The sequence below is a fragment of the Corynebacterium sp. MSK019 genome, assembly GCF_030232425.1.
Classification (GTDB): Bacteria; Actinomycetota; Actinomycetes; order Mycobacteriales; family Mycobacteriaceae; genus Corynebacterium; species Corynebacterium jeikeium_D.
On record NZ_JASPJT010000003.1, the window covers coordinates 194,541 to 209,621 of the forward strand.

Genomic DNA, 15,081 nt, shown 5'->3' on the forward strand with positions numbered 1-15,081 from the left:
CCCCCCGCTATGTGTCGCCCCTTGTGTTCACTCGACGGCCAATCCCCCGACCAATCGGTGTACGCATAGCTTAAATCACACTCCGGATTCTCGCAGCGCATGACCGAAACTGATAGCGGGGGCACGCGCAGTTACTACTCCGAGTAGCGCTCTAGCGAGTTGTACGACACTCTAGAGGGACTAAAGCATGCAGAATTCATGGGGGAAATACATGCTGGGGGAACTCATTCGCGTGCGCATTGATGCCGCACACATGCCCGAAGACACCAACCGAGCACACGCAGACCTTGCGTTACCGACCAACGTCGCAATCGCCGCACTTGTACCGGATATCCTGCAAATTTTCGATATCGACATTGCGGACTTCCCGCTGGCGCAGTGGCAGCTACGAACCGCCACCGGCACGATTTTGCTTGCCGACGACACCCTGAACGATGCCGGTATTGCGCCAGGCGAACGCCTGGTTGTTATCAACGACCCAGGTCCCGTGCCCAAACCTCGACTCTTCGATGCCGCCGATGCTATTACCGACACCACCTATACCGACGGTATCGGGACGGCTGATTTGGTTGTTGGCTGTACCGCCGCCCTCGTGGCCACGGCTTCAATCGCAGCTGCCTCACTGAGCTTGAGCAGTACCGATTCCACACTGGCCGCGGCAATCAGCTTCATCGCGCTGCTGGCAGTAGCCGGTGGACTGCGCCTGGCGCTGTTGCGTAGCGCAAAACCGGCGATTGTCATGTCCCTGGAGCTGCAAGTGCTCATTCTGGGCACCGCTTCGGGACTCTGCTTCGTTGGCCTCGACCTACTCCGCATACTCACCGACTGGCCGCCGACTGCTGCGATTAGTGTCGCGCTTGCCGTCATCGGTTTGGTTTTTCTCATTTCCAACACCGGCGACGGCGACAACCGCATCACCGTTACCCTGGGCGCGGCGAGTCTCAGTGCTGCAGTTACCTTCGGTATTTACGCTGCGGCTGTCGCACTTTTCCACAACTCGGTTCAATCAGGAGCGCTCACCGCTGCTAGTGCAGTCATCCTGATACTGCTGGCACCTTCCATCGCTATCAAGGCTGCCGGTATTCGCGTACCCAAAGTCCCTGCCGCCGGCGAGAGCTTCGATGACAGCGAAACTCCCGAAATATCCCACAACGCACCTAAGCGAGCGGGGTGGATTCTCGATGGCATCCTCTGCAGTGGCACCGGAAGTCTCAGCATCTTCACCCTGGTGGTACTTTTCTCCGGAGCCTATGGGAACAGGTGGTGGCCTCTGGGCATGGCTGCTGCTGTCATAGTCTTTTGTGCAATTCATTCCCGTGGCCAAGCCCGGAAAGTAGCTTCCACCTGCACTGCTTTAGCTGGTCTTGCCGTCATTGTGGCCGTCGCTTTTCAACAGTGGTTCGAGGGTAATTGGCCAGTCTCCGCTGGCCTTGTCGCCCCAATGCTTGCAGCCACCGCCTTAGCCGCATTTCCCGCGTCACGCATCTCACCTACAACGCGCCGCATAGCTGAGCTAACCGAGGCCTGCAGTATCGCCGTTATTTTGCCCATTGCGGCCATCATTGCCGAATTCCCTGAGTTCGTAAGTGGGTTCTTCCAGTGAAAAACCCACTTTTCATGAATGCCATAAAAACTCGTCTCACCGCCACGGCCGCACTTTCCACAGTGCTTATCTCGACGTTGACGGCGGCCACCGCAGTAGCACCGTCGGGCATCGCACCAATAGCGGCTGCCCAGAACAGCCAGGACTGCGTGGCCACGATGCTGTCGTCGGAAAGCGCACTGCATGAACCGACGGTGATCGAAAAAGCGCTTCGGTTTCGCCAAGCATGGCAACTGACGACGGGTGCGGGGATTACGGTGGCGGTAATCGATACCGGGGTCTCACCCAATGAGCGCCTGGGCGAGGTTCTCGACGGTGGCGATTTTGTCGACGGCAACAGCGGGTTCGTAGACTGCGACGGTCACGGAACTCTAGTAGCTGGCATTATTGCAGGCCGGCCCGGTGCCGATGGTTTCGCCGGACTGGCGCCCGACGCGCACGTGTTGTCGATAAGACAAACAGCCGATGGCGAAGGCAATTTGGAGTCGCTGGCACAAGCTATCGACAGGGCCGTCGCGGAGGGCGCGCGGGTCATCAATATCTCGCTCACATCGTGTGCCCCGGCAGGCGTAATGCCCCAAGGTGCAACAGATGTTGCCGAGAGCGTCGCACGCGCGGAAGTCTCAGGCGCAGTAGTGGTCGCAGCGGCAGGCAATAAGGGCGATAGCTGTCAGGACGGATCCGTAGCGTGGCCCGCAGTTCTGCCGGAGGTAATCGCAGTATCAGCAGTACAGTTCGACGATGCCGGCCAAGCACAACCCGCGGAGTATGCAATCACGGGACAATGGGTCAATGTCTCCGCTCCCGGCGGCCCCGTACTCGGTCCCGATCCGCGCACCCCCACCGGTCTCATAGACCGCCACGTGTTCGGGTCTGGGGAGAACACCCGAGCTCAACAGATTGCCGGCACCAGCTTTGCCACGCCAACCGTGTCGGGCACAGCTGCCCTGCTGCTGGCACGAAACCCAGAGCTTTCCCCAGCACAGGTTCGCGACATCATCCTTAGTTCCGCGAGCCCAATTAGTTCCGGGCTCGGCCTTGGTCGCGGCATCGTTGCACCTTATGACGCTCTGATTTGGACCACTGTGGACACCGCTGCGCAGCACGCAGCCAACCCCGCTGCCGCACCGGCTCCGCCGGATCTGCTTTCTTCGCAGGAGCGCAATGCACCGCTCCGGGCGACTGGACTGCTCCTGATATGCGCACTGGGCCTAGGTGCCTGGCTGCTCTCGCGTCCCGGACAGCGGCCCTAGCGCCGCCTGCTTACTCAGCTCAGGGCCTCCGCGCAACGCGGCCACCACTTCCCAGTCCACTGGTCGCGTGCCACCGCTATCGGCATTGGTTGATGCATTAAACCCGAGGGCGGCCAACGTCGTGCGATCGTGCACAGCAAAGCGCATCCCCTCTGGAGAAATGACGTGTACGGCCCCATTTACGCTTACTGCAATCGAGCTGCGCTCACGGCTGCGACCATCCACGAAACCGTCGACGGCCGCACCCGAACCGTCGGCATGCGGGTAATCCACGTGCCGCCCCTCCGGAGCATGCTGCGACCACTGCACGAGAGCTTGCGGCCGTCCTGCTATCCGGCCGGCACACAACCAGCCATCAGCATCGGCAAACGTCAGCGGCTTTTCAGGTAGCCCCGGGACTGCTGGCGCATTCGCAACGGGAACTGCCGCCAGCTGCCCCTCACTGGCCTGCAGAACTGGGCTATGCGCAGCTAATAGCTCTCCTAGCACCGGGGAGAGAATCGCGGCACCGTCGTCAAGCACGATAACGCGCCGCTGCCCGACCTCAACCACATTGCCGACTGTGTCGAATGGAGCGGCGAAGTGCGTGGGTGCGCCGCGGTTCGGGATTGCTGGCGCGGCCAGAATCGGAACCTCCGGAATCGTTCTGAGCAACGCAGGGCTGACAGGCCGGACTGCGGCGCGTTCCAACCCCAGCGCTCGAGAAACAGCGGCGTGCTCCGGGTGGTTGACATCCAGCCGCGAGCGGTAGCCCTGCGTAATCAGCCAGAGGTTTTGGCCATCGGCAACGACGGCACTGTCCGAGTGGGTTCGGGTAAGCTGCTGCGGTTCCGCACGGACTTCTTCAAGACGCGCAAGCGACTCTGCAACAATCCACGGCTGCCCGAGGTCTTGCACCGTCCGCTCGCATAAAGACAGTGCCAACTCCGGCGCACCTGCACTGCCCCTCTTGGCAGCTCCCGAGGCACCAGAGCCTGCCGGCGCGGCCGGAACTGCTGGTGCGCCCTCAATCCCGACAGCAAAACTGATGTCCTCTTTGTCCAACTCGCTACTGCGCACCCGCTTCGGCTCAGCAGGATTGCCCAAAATTAACCGCGCCGATGCGAGATTCGCGACTGGATGCAATCGACCATTGACACGTACATGCAGGCCCTCCGACCCCGATACGACAATCAGCTGCTCATTGGAGCTCGAACCGCCCTGCGGCCGCACCAACGACAGCACCGCAGTGCCGGCGGCCAGTAAAACCACCAGCGCACAGCCGATAAACAGTGCTCGCGTACGCGTGCGCAGAGGATCGTGCAGCATTCGCGAATCCGCACGCACAAGCGCGTGCTCAATCCGACGAATCAAGAATCGATGACCGCTGACCTGGCTAGGCGTAGTCGGCGTACGTGGCATGAGTTTCCCCCAAAACTATTCCCCCAAATAATCTCTACCCTGCAGAGTAAGCCAGGCCGCGCTACTGTGCGACCAGGGGAATTTTAGTGGGGAACATATTGGGGGGATTTTCACATGCCATTGTCATTGTGGCTACTCATTACAGCAATAACCATCACTGCAGGCGCGCATGTCCCTGTGCGCGGCCGCAGCCTTCGTGACCGCCTGCGACGCACCGAACCAGGACAACTCATCGGACTACGTCTCACACCAGGCCTGCGAAGCCAGCTAAGCGCTGCGGATATCGTCTCGCTTGCCGACGACAGCCCAGTGACCCTGGATGCGCTGTGCTTTTATCACATTGCGCCGGAAGTCCGCGGAGAGCATGCGCACCGCTACTTCCGAGCAGCCGAGCGCTCCGGCACAGCCCCTGAACCCTGGACACATCTGGTGGCAACTCTTCCGGTGGAAGCCTCCGCTGACCAAGCCCTACGCTTCCTCATCCACCGGCTGGGAACCCTTGGTATTCGCGCACGGCGATTGACGGCACCGGAATGTGCTCTGACTGAGAGCTCTGCGGAGGTCGTGCAGCTGCGCCGCACTGGACGCTCTCATCATGTGGCGGCGTTGGGACGCAAACCGCACCTGTGGTTAAGCCGACAACGTGACATCGCTATCACTAATGGTCCGGCGCAGGTCATAGGAGCCGGGAGCAGTGGACAAACCATCACAATGTGTCCCGCGAACGTCCCCCGATTGGAGGTCGACTGCGGCAATCAGGACATTTGTGAGCTGCTCATCGGAATGCTCTCGCTCGGCTATCGAGTCGGGATTCGCACGTCCCGTCCACATTTCTATACTGTGGCTCTTGATCTGGGCGCAGTACTTCTCGCTCGAGCTGGAGACGACACCGTCGATGTGGTTGTTGTCGAAGAGTATGAGCCCGACCTGTGTACTGGAATCGCGAGAATCATCGAGGTCAGTCGTACAGGTTCGCCCACGGCAGCAGCAGCGGAAATGCCAGCTTCGTGCCCTCGACTGGCGATGGGCGAATTCACCTGGACGCTATCTACCGCCCGCACTACCGATGAATTGCAGCCACTAGCTATGCGGGCAACTAGCGGTTTAGTCCCGGAATCAACGCACCCAAATCTGGCAGACCGCCCGGCGCCTGGGAGCCGTCAGGCTCCCCCTGCTGCGCCGGGTCATTCGGAGCGCCATTTTCTTGGCCACCCGGCTGACCGCCTGCTGCAGGAGGCACATCCTCCTTCGGCATCTGTGCACCAGTGACATTGCCATTGTCGATAGTGGCAGCGCCCGCTGGTCCCGAGCACTCCAGAGTAGACGGGCCATAGGCCGCGCAGTTGTAACCGAATGCGCTCAACTGAGAATTCGCTGGCAGCGTCTTCATCTCACCCGCCGGCGGGAACGTAAGGACCTCGTAAGTAACTCCCCCCGGGTTCCAGGACACAGCATTGGCGGGAACCTTGTTTCCCGTGCCGTCATCGACCATCGGAGGATTGGCAAGATTCACCTGGCAGGCCAAGTAGGCGTCACCGCTCAGATCGTTGAGGAAGCAGCGTGTCGTGCCATCCTCCAACTGAAAGAGTCGAGTATTTGGGCCGTCCGCCGGGGTGTAATCCGCATCATTGACCTGGGTGATTGCAGGAGTTTCCGTCGGCGTCTCTGATTTTGTCGGTGTCGTCGACTCTTCAGTCGGCTTCGGCGGAGTCGAGGATTTAGTCTTTGCGGAAGAACTGACGGAGCGATTCGAGACTTCCGGCTTAGCCGGCTCGTCGTCTCCACATCCGGCCAGCGCGAAAGTCATCATCACACCGGCTGCGATCGTTGCCATAAATTTATTCATCCGCATGGTGTCCTAACCTACCCGACCATCGCTCCATCCCCTAGTAGCCGAGGGAGGAATTACTTCCGGAGAACTAGCTCGCATCTCGTCGATGCGTTCTGGCGTAATCACGTCATTGAAGGCGAAGATAGTTACTTCCCTATCTCGATAAACAGGGGTTACCCCTGGAGCTACCCAGAGCCCTTCACCAGGAAACTCTAAATCCTCCTTGGAATCCCAAATACCCGGGGGTGACAAATAGATGAATCCCACGTTCAGCTTTCGGGCTGAGCGATCGACATCGTTCACCCCATCCGGCCGGTCGGGGTCTGGAAAACCGAGGTAATCAGCGTGCCAGTACAGCATTGAGGTAGCAGTCCACTTATTCGCCACTGGCCAGTCATAGTGCGGGAACACTACCGGCAAGTCATTGCGAGCGTACATCCAGCTGGACCCCTCCGGCGGATTGGTAAACGTGCGGTACTTATGTGCCTCCGGCTGCTCGGCCAACCAATCAAATGCCTTCAAGTCAGCCTTGGAAATGATTTGCCATTCCCTAGGGCTCTTGTAGGCGAAATCCGCAGCGCTAGCATTAGACGCCACTCCATAGACCACAAGTACAGCAGAGCTCACCGTCGCTAAGCTCAACCCCAGAACTCGCCCCGTCGATGGCACTTTTGACTCACTAATTCGAGCCGCCCACGCGCAGCCCCACGCAACGGCGATACCCGCAAGCGCGGAATACAGGTACGCGGTGACCATCACCAACCGGTGAGGCGTCGAATAGTGAAGATCCGTATACAGCGCGAGAATATCGCCCGGCACGCCACCAAAATGATTGAGCGCGTGGGTCGTCATCAACACCGAAACAAACCAGGCCGGTACTACCCACACCCGTCGGCGCGAAGTATCCGCGAAAACCAAAAACGCCATCCCGATGAAACCGAGGATGATGATTGGCCAGAACGGCCGGAATTCCTCAGTGTGGCGGGTCAGCATTGTGGCGCCTCGATACCACGCATCGAAACGATCGAGGTCGTCTACTTCAGCGCTAACCGCGCGCACATCCTCGGTCTGAGAAGTTCCCGTAAGCCACTGCGGCAGTAGTACTGCCACTGCTGGCACAAAGGCGGCTGCAATCACCGCGACGTCGTAAAGCTTGGCGCGAACCGCACCCAGTTCAGGATGCGCGGGACGCGGCAGGCGGTAGCACAACCACCAAATTGCACCGAGCATAACGACTGTAGGCACCGATGCCGGATGGAGCTCTCCGATACCGATTATCGAAAGCGCAGCGCTCAAGATGCGCTGAGGTGCGTGTGGGAGCGACGTAACAAAGGCAAAAACGGTAATCGCTAGCGCAATCGAGACCTGGTACGGCCAGGCCCCCACGAAGACCCCGACGGGCATCAATACCGGAAGCGCTGCGGAAACAAGCGCCGCAACCCCCGCAGCAACGGCGGTGGACAGCTTTCGGCGATCAATAATTCGCCAGGTCAGCGCCGCAGCCGCCGTGGGTATGGTCACGGCCGGAATGATAATGCCGAGGTAATTGACCGCCTCGGTGATTGGTAGACGGACAATCAATATCCAAAGCGCACCGAACGCATGCCATGCGGCGGGATAGTAGGACACCGCCTGAGTTTCCACATTCTGGATCTCGCCCATTCTAGTGGCCGAGGCCATGCCGTCTTCCGTAATCGAACGGAGCACACTTGCATGCCAGAGTGTGTCCCAGCCTTGCTGGATGGTCGCCATCCCCTCGGACATTGAAGCGATGCGGCCGATAGCGGTCCACGTGAGAACCGCCGCTGCGATGATGACTCCGATACTTGCGATTAGCCCATAGCCCAACTCGCGCCATCGACTTGCGGCGGGCGGCTGCGTCTCGGCCGACACTGAGCGATCGACACTACCGCGCCGCCGCCGAATCAAAGCGCTGCCGCCACTCCAGCAAAGCGCGAGAAGTAGTGTCACGGCCCAGCAGATAGACGCACTGACCAAGGTGAAGCGCACTTCGATAGCGCCGAGCGCCCACCCTGCGGTACCTGCGATACCAAACGTCACCGCAGGACCGAGGGCCAGCGCCCACGGAGTACGAACGCCGCTGGCTCTCACTACAACAGCGCCGGGGATTACGAGCAGCGCAACCAAGCTAACAATTGCCCACACCACTACCGAACACTCCTCCTACGGTCACTTTCTTCAGGGAATATTACCGAGAGCTTGCACATTTAAGCCTCGTCCCCATCTGTCCGGGCATCACGACGCTCGCGGGTCTGCTCCGCCCTGGCCGCCAAATCAGCATCGCCGGGGTAATCAACACCTACCAGGCTGAGCCCACGCGCCTCTGCCACCGGGACCAACGGGGAACGCTTCTCTTCACTCAACAACTGTTCAGTGAATCCAACCGCACGTCGCCCCTCACCGACACTAAGGCAGGCCCCAACCAGTGAGCGCACCATAGACCAGCAGAACGCGTCGGCAGTCACATGGGCCTCGTACAGCTCTGGTTCTTCCCGCGTAGATACGTCGAACCACTGGAACCGCTGTAGATCTCTAGTGGTCGTCGCATGTGGCTTGTGTCGACAAAAAGCGGCAAAGTCATTGAGCCCCAGTAGGGCATCAGCCGCCACCTGCATGCGGTTGATGTCCACTGACCGCCGCCAGTGGGCCGTATCGCGAGCACGGGTAGGAAGCGGGCCACTGACGCAACTAGTGACGCGATAGACATAGTGCCGACGTAACGCGGAAAAGCGGGCATCGAAACCCGGGGGCGCAAACGAGGTGCCCCGAAGCGTCACGTCCGCGGGCAATAGTCGCGCTACACGACGAACCAAATTACTCGGGTCCCCTGCGATAGAACGTGTGTCTAAACAGGAGACAGGAACATCTGCGTGAGCCACCTGCCCGGAGGCATGAACACCGGCATCTGTACGACCGGCCACAGTCAGTTGCACGGGAGTGCGCAACACCTTCTCCAAAGTGGATTCCAACGTCGCCTGCACAGTCCGCACCGGTTCTCCAGTAGGCTTATCGCGCTGAGCAGCCCAACCATGGAAATCGGTCCCGTCATAGGCAATGTCAAAACGCAACCGAACCAGGTCGGAGTCGGTGCTCCCCATAGCGGCTCGATCGGGAGAATCGCACGGGGTATCCGGAGTCGTTGGAGTAAGTGATGTCACGGTTAACAGATTGTAGCCGGGACCCCGGATTAGATAATCAGCAGTTTCCACCGCAGGGTCTCCGTATTGCTCTCAATGTTGGTGCGTAATCCGTCGGTGTAACCGGAGGCAGAACTGGAGTCGGGCGCTATGCACCGTCGTCAAGCACAAAGAACCCCCGGAAGAGCGTTCAGATATGAACTGCTCAACGGGGGTTCAAAGCTGTGACGGTCAGAAGCCGTCAGCGAGGGGAATTACTCCTCCTCTGCAGCCTCAGCCTCAGTAGCCTCAGCCTCTTCGGCCTTTGCCTCTTCAGCCTGCTTGGAAGCAGCAGCGCGAGTTGCGCGAGTTGCCTCAGCAGTTGCGGTCTCTTCCTCAACCAGAGCAATCAGAGAGATCGGGGCATTGTCGCCCTTGCGGTTACCCAGCTTGATGATGCGGGTGTAGCCGCCGTCGCGATCAGCGAACTGCGGACCGATCTCGTCGAACAGCTTCTTAACTGCGTAGTTGTCGTTAAGCAGCTTTGCAACGTTGCGGCGATCTGCGAGAGTGCCGCGCTTTGCCTTGGTGATCAGCTTCTCAACGTACGGACGCAGCAGCTTGGCCTTGGTGTCGGTGGTCTTAATCTTGCCGTGCTCGATGAGCTGCTTCGCGAGGTTGGCCAGAATCTTCTTCTGGTGCGAAGCGGAGCCGCCGAGACGGGAACCCTGCTTAGGGGTAGGCATAGGTATCTCCTCGTTTTAATGAAGTCGCGTCGGTGAACTACTCGTCGTAGCCAGCGCTTGCGCCATCAGTCCAGTCAGCGTCATCGCCCGAGGCAGCGTCCAAATCAGCGACAGCAGCCGGGTCGAAGTTGTTCGGGGAATCCTTCAGAGCGAGGCCAAGCTCAGCGAGCTTCTCCTTGACCTCATTGATGGACTTGTCACCGAAGTTGCGGATATCCAGCAGATCCGACTCGGTACGAGCAGCGAGCTCACCGACAGTGTGGATCTCCTCACGCTTGAGGCAGTTGTAGGAGCGCATAGAGAAGTCCAGATCCTCAATCGGAGTCTGGTACGCAGCGACATCCTCAGCCTCGCGCGGGCTCGGGCCAATCTCGATGCCCTCAGCAGCCTCGTTCAGCTCACGTGCCAGACCGAACAGCTCAACCAGAGTCTTGCCTGCCGACGCCATTGCGTCGCGGGCGGTGATCGAGTTCTTGGTCTCGACATCGATGATCAGCTTGTCAAAGTCGGTGCGCTGCTCAACACGAGTAGCCTCCACCTTGTAGCTGACCTTCAGAACTGGCGAGTAAATCTGGTCCATCGGAATGCGGCCGATTTCGCCACCGGAGTTCGGGGTCGCCGGCACGTAGCCACGACCACGCTCAACGATCATCTCAATATCCAAGCGACCGGAATCGTTGAGAGTAGCAATGTGGTGATCCGGGTTATGAATCTCCACACCAGCTGGGCACTCAATGTCTGCAGCGGTCACCGCGCCTGCACCTTCGCGACGCAGGTAAACGGTAGCCGGCTCATCGAACTCGCTCGAGAGCACCAGACCCTTGATGTTCAGGATGATGTCGGAGACATCTTCCTTCACGCCCGGGATAGTGGTGAACTCGTGCAGCACACCGTCAATGCGGATGCTGGTGACTGCAGCGCCCGGAATGGACGACAGCAACGTACGACGAAGAGAGTTACCGAGGGTGTAACCGAAACCCGGCTCCAGCGGCTCAATGACGAACCGGGAGCGAGAGGAATCAATGTAGTCCTCAGTCAGCGTTGGGCGCTGGGAAATGAGCATTTTCGAAAATCCTCCAGGTGGCGACCGCTATATGACGCCATAGGGAATGAATGGATGCAAGCGAAGTTGGTTATTACTTCGAGTAGAACTCGACGATCAGCTGTTCCTGAAGCGGAATGTCGATCTGTGCGCGTTCCGGGGTCTGGTGCACGAGGATGCGCAGGGACTCAGGAACAACCTGAAGCCATGCCGGGACGACAGCGTCGACCAGGTTCTCCTGTGCCTCTTCGAACCAAATCATCTTCTGCGACTTCGGGCGCACGTCGATGATGTCGTACTGGCTTACCTGGAAGGACGGCACGTTGATCTTCTTACCGTTAACGGTGAAGTGGCCGTGGGAAACCAGCTGACGAGCCTGGCGACGGGTACGAGCCAGACCAGCGCGGTAGACAACGTTGTCGAGACGCGACTCCAGCAGGACGACGAGGTTATCGCCTGTCTTGCCCGGACGACGGTGAGCCTCGGCGTAGTAGCGACGGAACTGCTTCTCCATCACGCCATAGGTGAAACGTGCCTTCTGCTTTTCCTGGAGCTGGAGCAGGTACTCCGACTCCTTGATACGAGCGCGGCCAGCCTGCCCCGGAGGGTAGGGACGACGCTCAAAGTTCATGTCGCCACCGACGAGGTCGACGCGGAGACGACGGGACTTACGGGTTGCGGGACCGGTATAACGGGCCATTTCTGTTCTCTCCTTACCCTATTCCTAGACGCGACGACGCTTCGGCGGACGGCAGCCGTTGTGCGGCTGAGGGGTCACATCCGAGATCGAGGACACCTCAAGGCCAGCGGCCTGGAGGGAACGGATGGCGGTTTCGCGGCCCGAACCCGGACCCTTAACGAAAACGTCAACCTTCTTCATACCGTGCTCCATGGCCTTACGAGCAGCGTTCTCGGCGGCCATCTGAGCAGCGAACGGAGTGGACTTACGAGAGCCCTTGAAACCGACGTGACCAGAGGAGGCCCACGAGATAACAGCGCCCTTCGGGTCCGTGATGGACACGATGGTGTTGTTGAAGGTGGACTTGATGTATGCGTGGCCCTGAGCCACGTTCTTCTTTACAACGCGACGGCCGGTACGACGGCCGCGTGCGGACTTCGGAGCTGCCATGTTTTACTTCTTCTTTCCGGCGATCGTCTTCTTCGGACCCTTACGCGTACGAGCGTTGGTCTTGGTGCGCTGACCACGGACTGGCAGGCCACGACGGTGGCGCAGACCCTGGTAGGAACCAATCTCAATCTTGCGGCGGATATCAGCCTGAACCTGGCGGCGGAGGTCACCCTCGACCTTCCAGGTAGCTTCAATCACGTCACGCAGCGCAGCAACCTGCTCATCGGTGAGAGCGTCGGTGCGCAGATCCGGAGAGATGCCGGTCTTCTCCAGCAGCTCATTGGCACGGGCGGGGCCGATGCCATAGATGTAGGTAAGAGCGACCTCCATACGCTTGTTGCGTGGCAGGTCAACTCCAGCAAGGCGTGCCATACGGCAATTTCCTTCCGGTTGATGCGGTGGTTTACTCCACTGCCATCCTTCCCAGACCCGGCTTACTCGGTCGGACGCCGAGTCGCGCAAGTGTTATAGAAAGGCTCCAGCCACCGTTGCCGGAGGTATTCTCGCTTACTTCTGTGGAAAAGCTTTCATAAAGAACCGCCGCGCCGAACTGCTGAGACACCAGGTCTCAACATCACGCGGCCGTCACCAGAAGCAGCTAGGACGGTGGAGTTTCTGTCTAGTTAGTAAATAAGCCCATAACCACTACCAACAGTGGTCAGGTCGATTTACTTGTAGCGGTAGACGATTCGCCCACGCTCGAGATCGTACGGAGAAAGCTCCACTACGACTCGGTCTTCCGGGAGAATACGGATGTAGTGCTGGCGCATCTTGCCACTGATATGGGCGAGCACCTTGTGCCCGTTGTCCAGCTCCACTCGGAACATCGCGTTCGGCAAGGGCTCGACGACGCGACCCTCAACCTCAATTGCGCCTTCCTTTTTAGCCATGTCCTCCACGTCTCTCTGGCGGATACCCGGGACAATCCCGGCACCAGTTGGGAAATCTCTACTCTGCCTGGTGTTTTAGCAGTTCCGTGCAGGGATAATCATCACTGCAGCGACACTGCGCCCACACCATCGCCCAACTTTACACGCGACCTGCGTTTTTACCAAATACGACCACTATGGGACCGGTTGCAAGCGACGGCAGGCGGATTCACCCCACGGGGACAGAGGCCATCGCGTCTCAAGTGGCAACGTTCTAACCTTTCGCGTGGCTCCTCACGCACAGGTTATTCATATCGAGGAGTCAAAATACGGGGGCCGTCCGCCGTGGCGGCAACTGTGTGCTCCCAATGGGAGGCCGGCATTCTATCGGCGCTGACGACCGTCCAGCCGTCGTCAAGCTCATCGCTACCCCACTCGCCGCCGAGAATGAGCATCGGTTCGATGGCCAACACGGAGCCTTCGACGATGCGGGGGCCCTTGCCTGCTTTGCCTTCGTTGGGGAGGAAGGGATCCATGTGCATCTCGCGCCCGATGCCGTGCCCGCCGTAGCCATCGACGATGCCGAGTTCAATATCGTGGCGCAGTTCAGCCTCACGGGTGGCCGTTTCAAGCGCATATGAAATATCGGTGAGGCGAGCACCCGGCACCATGGCCTTAATACCTTCGGCGAGGACCTCCGACGTCGCGATGTTTAGTTTTTCGACATCTTCACTCAGCTTTCCGACACCGAAAGTCAGTGCCGAATCGCCGTGCCAACCGTCCAAAATTGCGCCACAGTCAATCGAGACCAGGTCACCTTCGGATAGAACTGTGGCCGAGGACGGAATGCCATGGACGATAACTTCATTCACGGATGCACAGATAGATGCCGGGAAACCTTCATAACCAAGGAAAGATGGCGTTGCACCCGCATCGGTAATGACCTGATGCGCAATCTCATTGAGATCCGCCGTGGTCACCCCTGACTTAGCGGCATCTCGGCAGGCTAGCAATGCACGACCGACGATCTCGCCGGCCGCTTGCATCGCATCCAGCTCTCCCTCGGTGCGGGCAGGAACTACTTTACGGCGGCGTCGAAAACTCATCACGCTGGTTGAGTCTACTCTGACTCAGAAAATAGCCACCGGCTAGCCGCATCCCACCACCTACGAAGGCACCGCTACCTCAGCCAGCACTTTGCTTCATGCATTTTTGCATCGCGTTGCATGGGAATTTTTATGGATGTTCATTCGTGACAGTTAATCCGCAATCGGATTGCTACCACTTCCGAGCAATTTACACCCAAAGATGAGCTGCCCTACGATAACTGGCATGCATTCACTGTTGAAGTCCACGCAGATTGCTGGCGTTGTTATTGCTGCCAGCTCGCTTTTCCTGATTGGCGCATGCTCAAGCAACCCCGAACCGTCGCCAGCGCCGACTGTCCCTTCCACTTCCCCTGCCTCGGAATCGCCGGAGGCCCCTGGAAGCAGCTCGGGTTTCATGGGCACCTCTGCACTGCCTGAGTCAATCCAAAACTTCACACCTGATTCAATTAAGGAGGCGATTGGCAGCTGCGTCGAGTCGGATGACTCTAAACCCGTCATTTTTGGCAGCGAGAGCGTACATGGCTTCACCTGCGTAATGGCAGTTGGCGACGGTGGCACCGCAATGCTCAGTACGGCCGAGGACCCGGCCACTGTCGAGCGCATTAACGAAAAGGCTGAGTCCGTCGAAAACTACGCGCCATACGAGCTACCCGGCAAGCACGCATTCAGCGGCATCAACAAGGGGTCCCCTTTCGTTATGGTCATCGATGAGGATAACCGCATCTACCAAGAGTTCGTTTTCGCGAATATTGGCGCCGAGGCCGCACAGCCGCTTATCGACGAGATCATTCAGGACTTCCAGTAGCCCTCACTATCGGCTGCCCCCCGCCCCACCCCAGCCACACACAAAAGCCGCCCTTCCAAACCTCAACGGTTCGAAAGGGCGGCTTCAACAACCATCTACAACCGGCAAACCCATCGGCCCCAGCCAGCGAAAAAGCTAGAGCGTCTAGTTACCCGG

General features: G+C 59.1%; 14 protein-coding genes. 4 read left to right on the forward strand and 10 right to left on the reverse strand.

The features are described from left to right. Positions 1 to 187 precede the first annotated feature (187 nt). On the forward strand, positions 188 to 1,603 hold the full coding sequence (gene eccD / locus QP982_RS03340; protein WP_284870222.1) for a type VII secretion integral membrane protein EccD: 1,416 nt from the start codon (positions 188 to 190) through the stop codon (positions 1,601 to 1,603). A 14-nt stretch (positions 1,604 to 1,617) separates the two neighbouring features. Beyond that, positions 1,618 to 2,856, forward strand: coding sequence for a type VII secretion-associated serine protease mycosin (gene mycP, locus QP982_RS03345; RefSeq protein WP_222865580.1), 1,239 nt, complete (start codon positions 1,618 to 1,620; stop codon positions 2,854 to 2,856). Here mycP and eccB read toward each other — a convergent pair. Next, positions 2,815 to 4,257 carry a type VII secretion protein EccB gene (eccB, locus tag QP982_RS03350; protein ID WP_070545647.1) on the reverse strand — a complete coding sequence of 481 codons (1,443 nt, stop codon included), beginning with the start codon at positions 4,255 to 4,257 and terminating at the stop codon, positions 2,815 to 2,817. The genes mycP and eccB overlap by 42 nt on opposite strands. A gap of 114 nt (positions 4,258 to 4,371) precedes the next feature. Between eccB and QP982_RS03355 the strand changes: the two genes are divergently transcribed. Continuing rightward, positions 4,372 to 5,526 (forward strand): hypothetical protein, encoded by a 1,155-nt coding sequence (locus QP982_RS03355; RefSeq protein WP_016422084.1) that lies wholly within the window; start codon positions 4,372 to 4,374, stop codon positions 5,524 to 5,526. 589 nt (positions 5,527 to 6,115) lie between these two features. Here the strand turns inward: QP982_RS03355 and QP982_RS03360 are convergent. From QP982_RS03360 to map, 9 genes are all read right to left on the reverse strand, one after another. Beyond that, positions 6,116 to 8,257 (reverse strand): DUF6541 family protein, encoded by a 2,142-nt coding sequence (locus QP982_RS03360; protein WP_016422082.1) that lies wholly within the window; start codon positions 8,255 to 8,257, stop codon positions 6,116 to 6,118. Positions 8,258 to 8,316: 59 nt separating this feature from the next. Then, complete coding sequence (locus QP982_RS03365; RefSeq protein ID WP_126108248.1) at positions 8,317 to 9,207, reverse strand: tRNA pseudouridine synthase A; 891 nt, start codon at positions 9,205 to 9,207, stop codon at positions 8,317 to 8,319. Positions 9,208 to 9,500: 293 nt separating this feature from the next. Beyond that, positions 9,501 to 9,971 carry a 50S ribosomal protein L17 gene (gene rplQ, locus QP982_RS03370; RefSeq protein ID WP_016422080.1) on the reverse strand — a complete coding sequence of 157 codons (471 nt, stop codon included), beginning with the start codon at positions 9,969 to 9,971 and terminating at the stop codon, positions 9,501 to 9,503. Between the two features lie 37 nt (positions 9,972 to 10,008). Beyond that, positions 10,009 to 11,034, reverse strand: coding sequence for a DNA-directed RNA polymerase subunit alpha (locus tag QP982_RS03375; RefSeq protein ID WP_016422079.1), 1,026 nt, complete (start codon positions 11,032 to 11,034; stop codon positions 10,009 to 10,011). A 73-nt stretch (positions 11,035 to 11,107) separates the two neighbouring features. Then, positions 11,108 to 11,713: a 30S ribosomal protein S4 gene (gene rpsD, locus QP982_RS03380; RefSeq protein ID WP_005509964.1), complete on the reverse strand. Its 606-nt coding sequence runs from the start codon at positions 11,711 to 11,713 to the stop codon at positions 11,108 to 11,110. Positions 11,714 to 11,737: 24 nt separating this feature from the next. Continuing rightward, on the reverse strand, positions 11,738 to 12,142 hold the full coding sequence (gene rpsK / locus QP982_RS03385) for a 30S ribosomal protein S11 (RefSeq protein ID WP_016422078.1): 405 nt from the start codon (positions 12,140 to 12,142) through the stop codon (positions 11,738 to 11,740). A gap of 3 nt (positions 12,143 to 12,145) precedes the next feature. Continuing rightward, positions 12,146 to 12,514: a 30S ribosomal protein S13 gene (rpsM, locus tag QP982_RS03390; RefSeq protein ID WP_005509836.1), complete on the reverse strand. Its 369-nt coding sequence runs from the start codon at positions 12,512 to 12,514 to the stop codon at positions 12,146 to 12,148. A gap of 296 nt (positions 12,515 to 12,810) precedes the next feature. Further along, positions 12,811 to 13,032, reverse strand: a complete 222-nt coding sequence (gene infA, locus QP982_RS03395; protein ID WP_016422077.1) for a translation initiation factor IF-1 — start codon at positions 13,030 to 13,032, stop codon at positions 12,811 to 12,813. Between the two features lie 284 nt (positions 13,033 to 13,316). Then, positions 13,317 to 14,117 carry a type I methionyl aminopeptidase gene (gene map / locus QP982_RS03400; protein WP_187400014.1) on the reverse strand — a complete coding sequence of 267 codons (801 nt, stop codon included), beginning with the start codon at positions 14,115 to 14,117 and terminating at the stop codon, positions 13,317 to 13,319. A gap of 226 nt (positions 14,118 to 14,343) precedes the next feature. On the opposite strand from map, the gene QP982_RS03405 reads away from it, so the two are divergent. Next, on the forward strand, positions 14,344 to 14,925 hold the full coding sequence (locus QP982_RS03405) for a hypothetical protein (protein ID WP_150960749.1): 582 nt from the start codon (positions 14,344 to 14,346) through the stop codon (positions 14,923 to 14,925). Positions 14,926 to 15,081 lie beyond the last annotated feature (156 nt).

Bases quoted from the DNA above. Each gene is read 5' to 3' on its own strand.
- eccD (WP_284870222.1), top strand. From the start codon at position 188: ATGCAGAATTCATGGGGGAAATACATGCTGGGGGAACTCATTCGCGTG.
- mycP (WP_222865580.1), top strand. From the start codon at position 1,618: ATGAATGCCATAAAAACTCGTCTCACCGCCACGGCCGCACTTTCCACA.
- eccB (WP_070545647.1), bottom strand. From the start codon at position 4,257: ATGCCACGTACGCCGACTACGCCTAGCCAGGTCAGCGGTCATCGATTC.
- QP982_RS03355 (WP_016422084.1), top strand. From the start codon at position 4,372: ATGCCATTGTCATTGTGGCTACTCATTACAGCAATAACCATCACTGCA.
- QP982_RS03365 (WP_126108248.1), bottom strand. From the start codon at position 9,207: ATGGGGAGCACCGACTCCGACCTGGTTCGGTTGCGTTTTGACATTGCC.
- rplQ (WP_016422080.1), bottom strand. From the start codon at position 9,971: ATGCCTACCCCTAAGCAGGGTTCCCGTCTCGGCGGCTCCGCTTCGCAC.
- QP982_RS03375 (WP_016422079.1), bottom strand. From the start codon at position 11,034: ATGCTCATTTCCCAGCGCCCAACGCTGACTGAGGACTACATTGATTCC.
- rpsD (WP_005509964.1), bottom strand. From the start codon at position 11,713: ATGGCCCGTTATACCGGTCCCGCAACCCGTAAGTCCCGTCGTCTCCGC.
- rpsK (WP_016422078.1), bottom strand. From the start codon at position 12,142: ATGGCAGCTCCGAAGTCCGCACGCGGCCGTCGTACCGGCCGTCGCGTT.
- rpsM (WP_005509836.1), bottom strand. From the start codon at position 12,514: ATGGCACGCCTTGCTGGAGTTGACCTGCCACGCAACAAGCGTATGGAG.
- infA (WP_016422077.1), bottom strand. From the start codon at position 13,032: ATGGCTAAAAAGGAAGGCGCAATTGAGGTTGAGGGTCGCGTCGTCGAG.
- map (WP_187400014.1), bottom strand. From the start codon at position 14,117: ATGAGTTTTCGACGCCGCCGTAAAGTAGTTCCTGCCCGCACCGAGGGA.
- QP982_RS03405 (WP_150960749.1), top strand. From the start codon at position 14,344: ATGCATTCACTGTTGAAGTCCACGCAGATTGCTGGCGTTGTTATTGCT.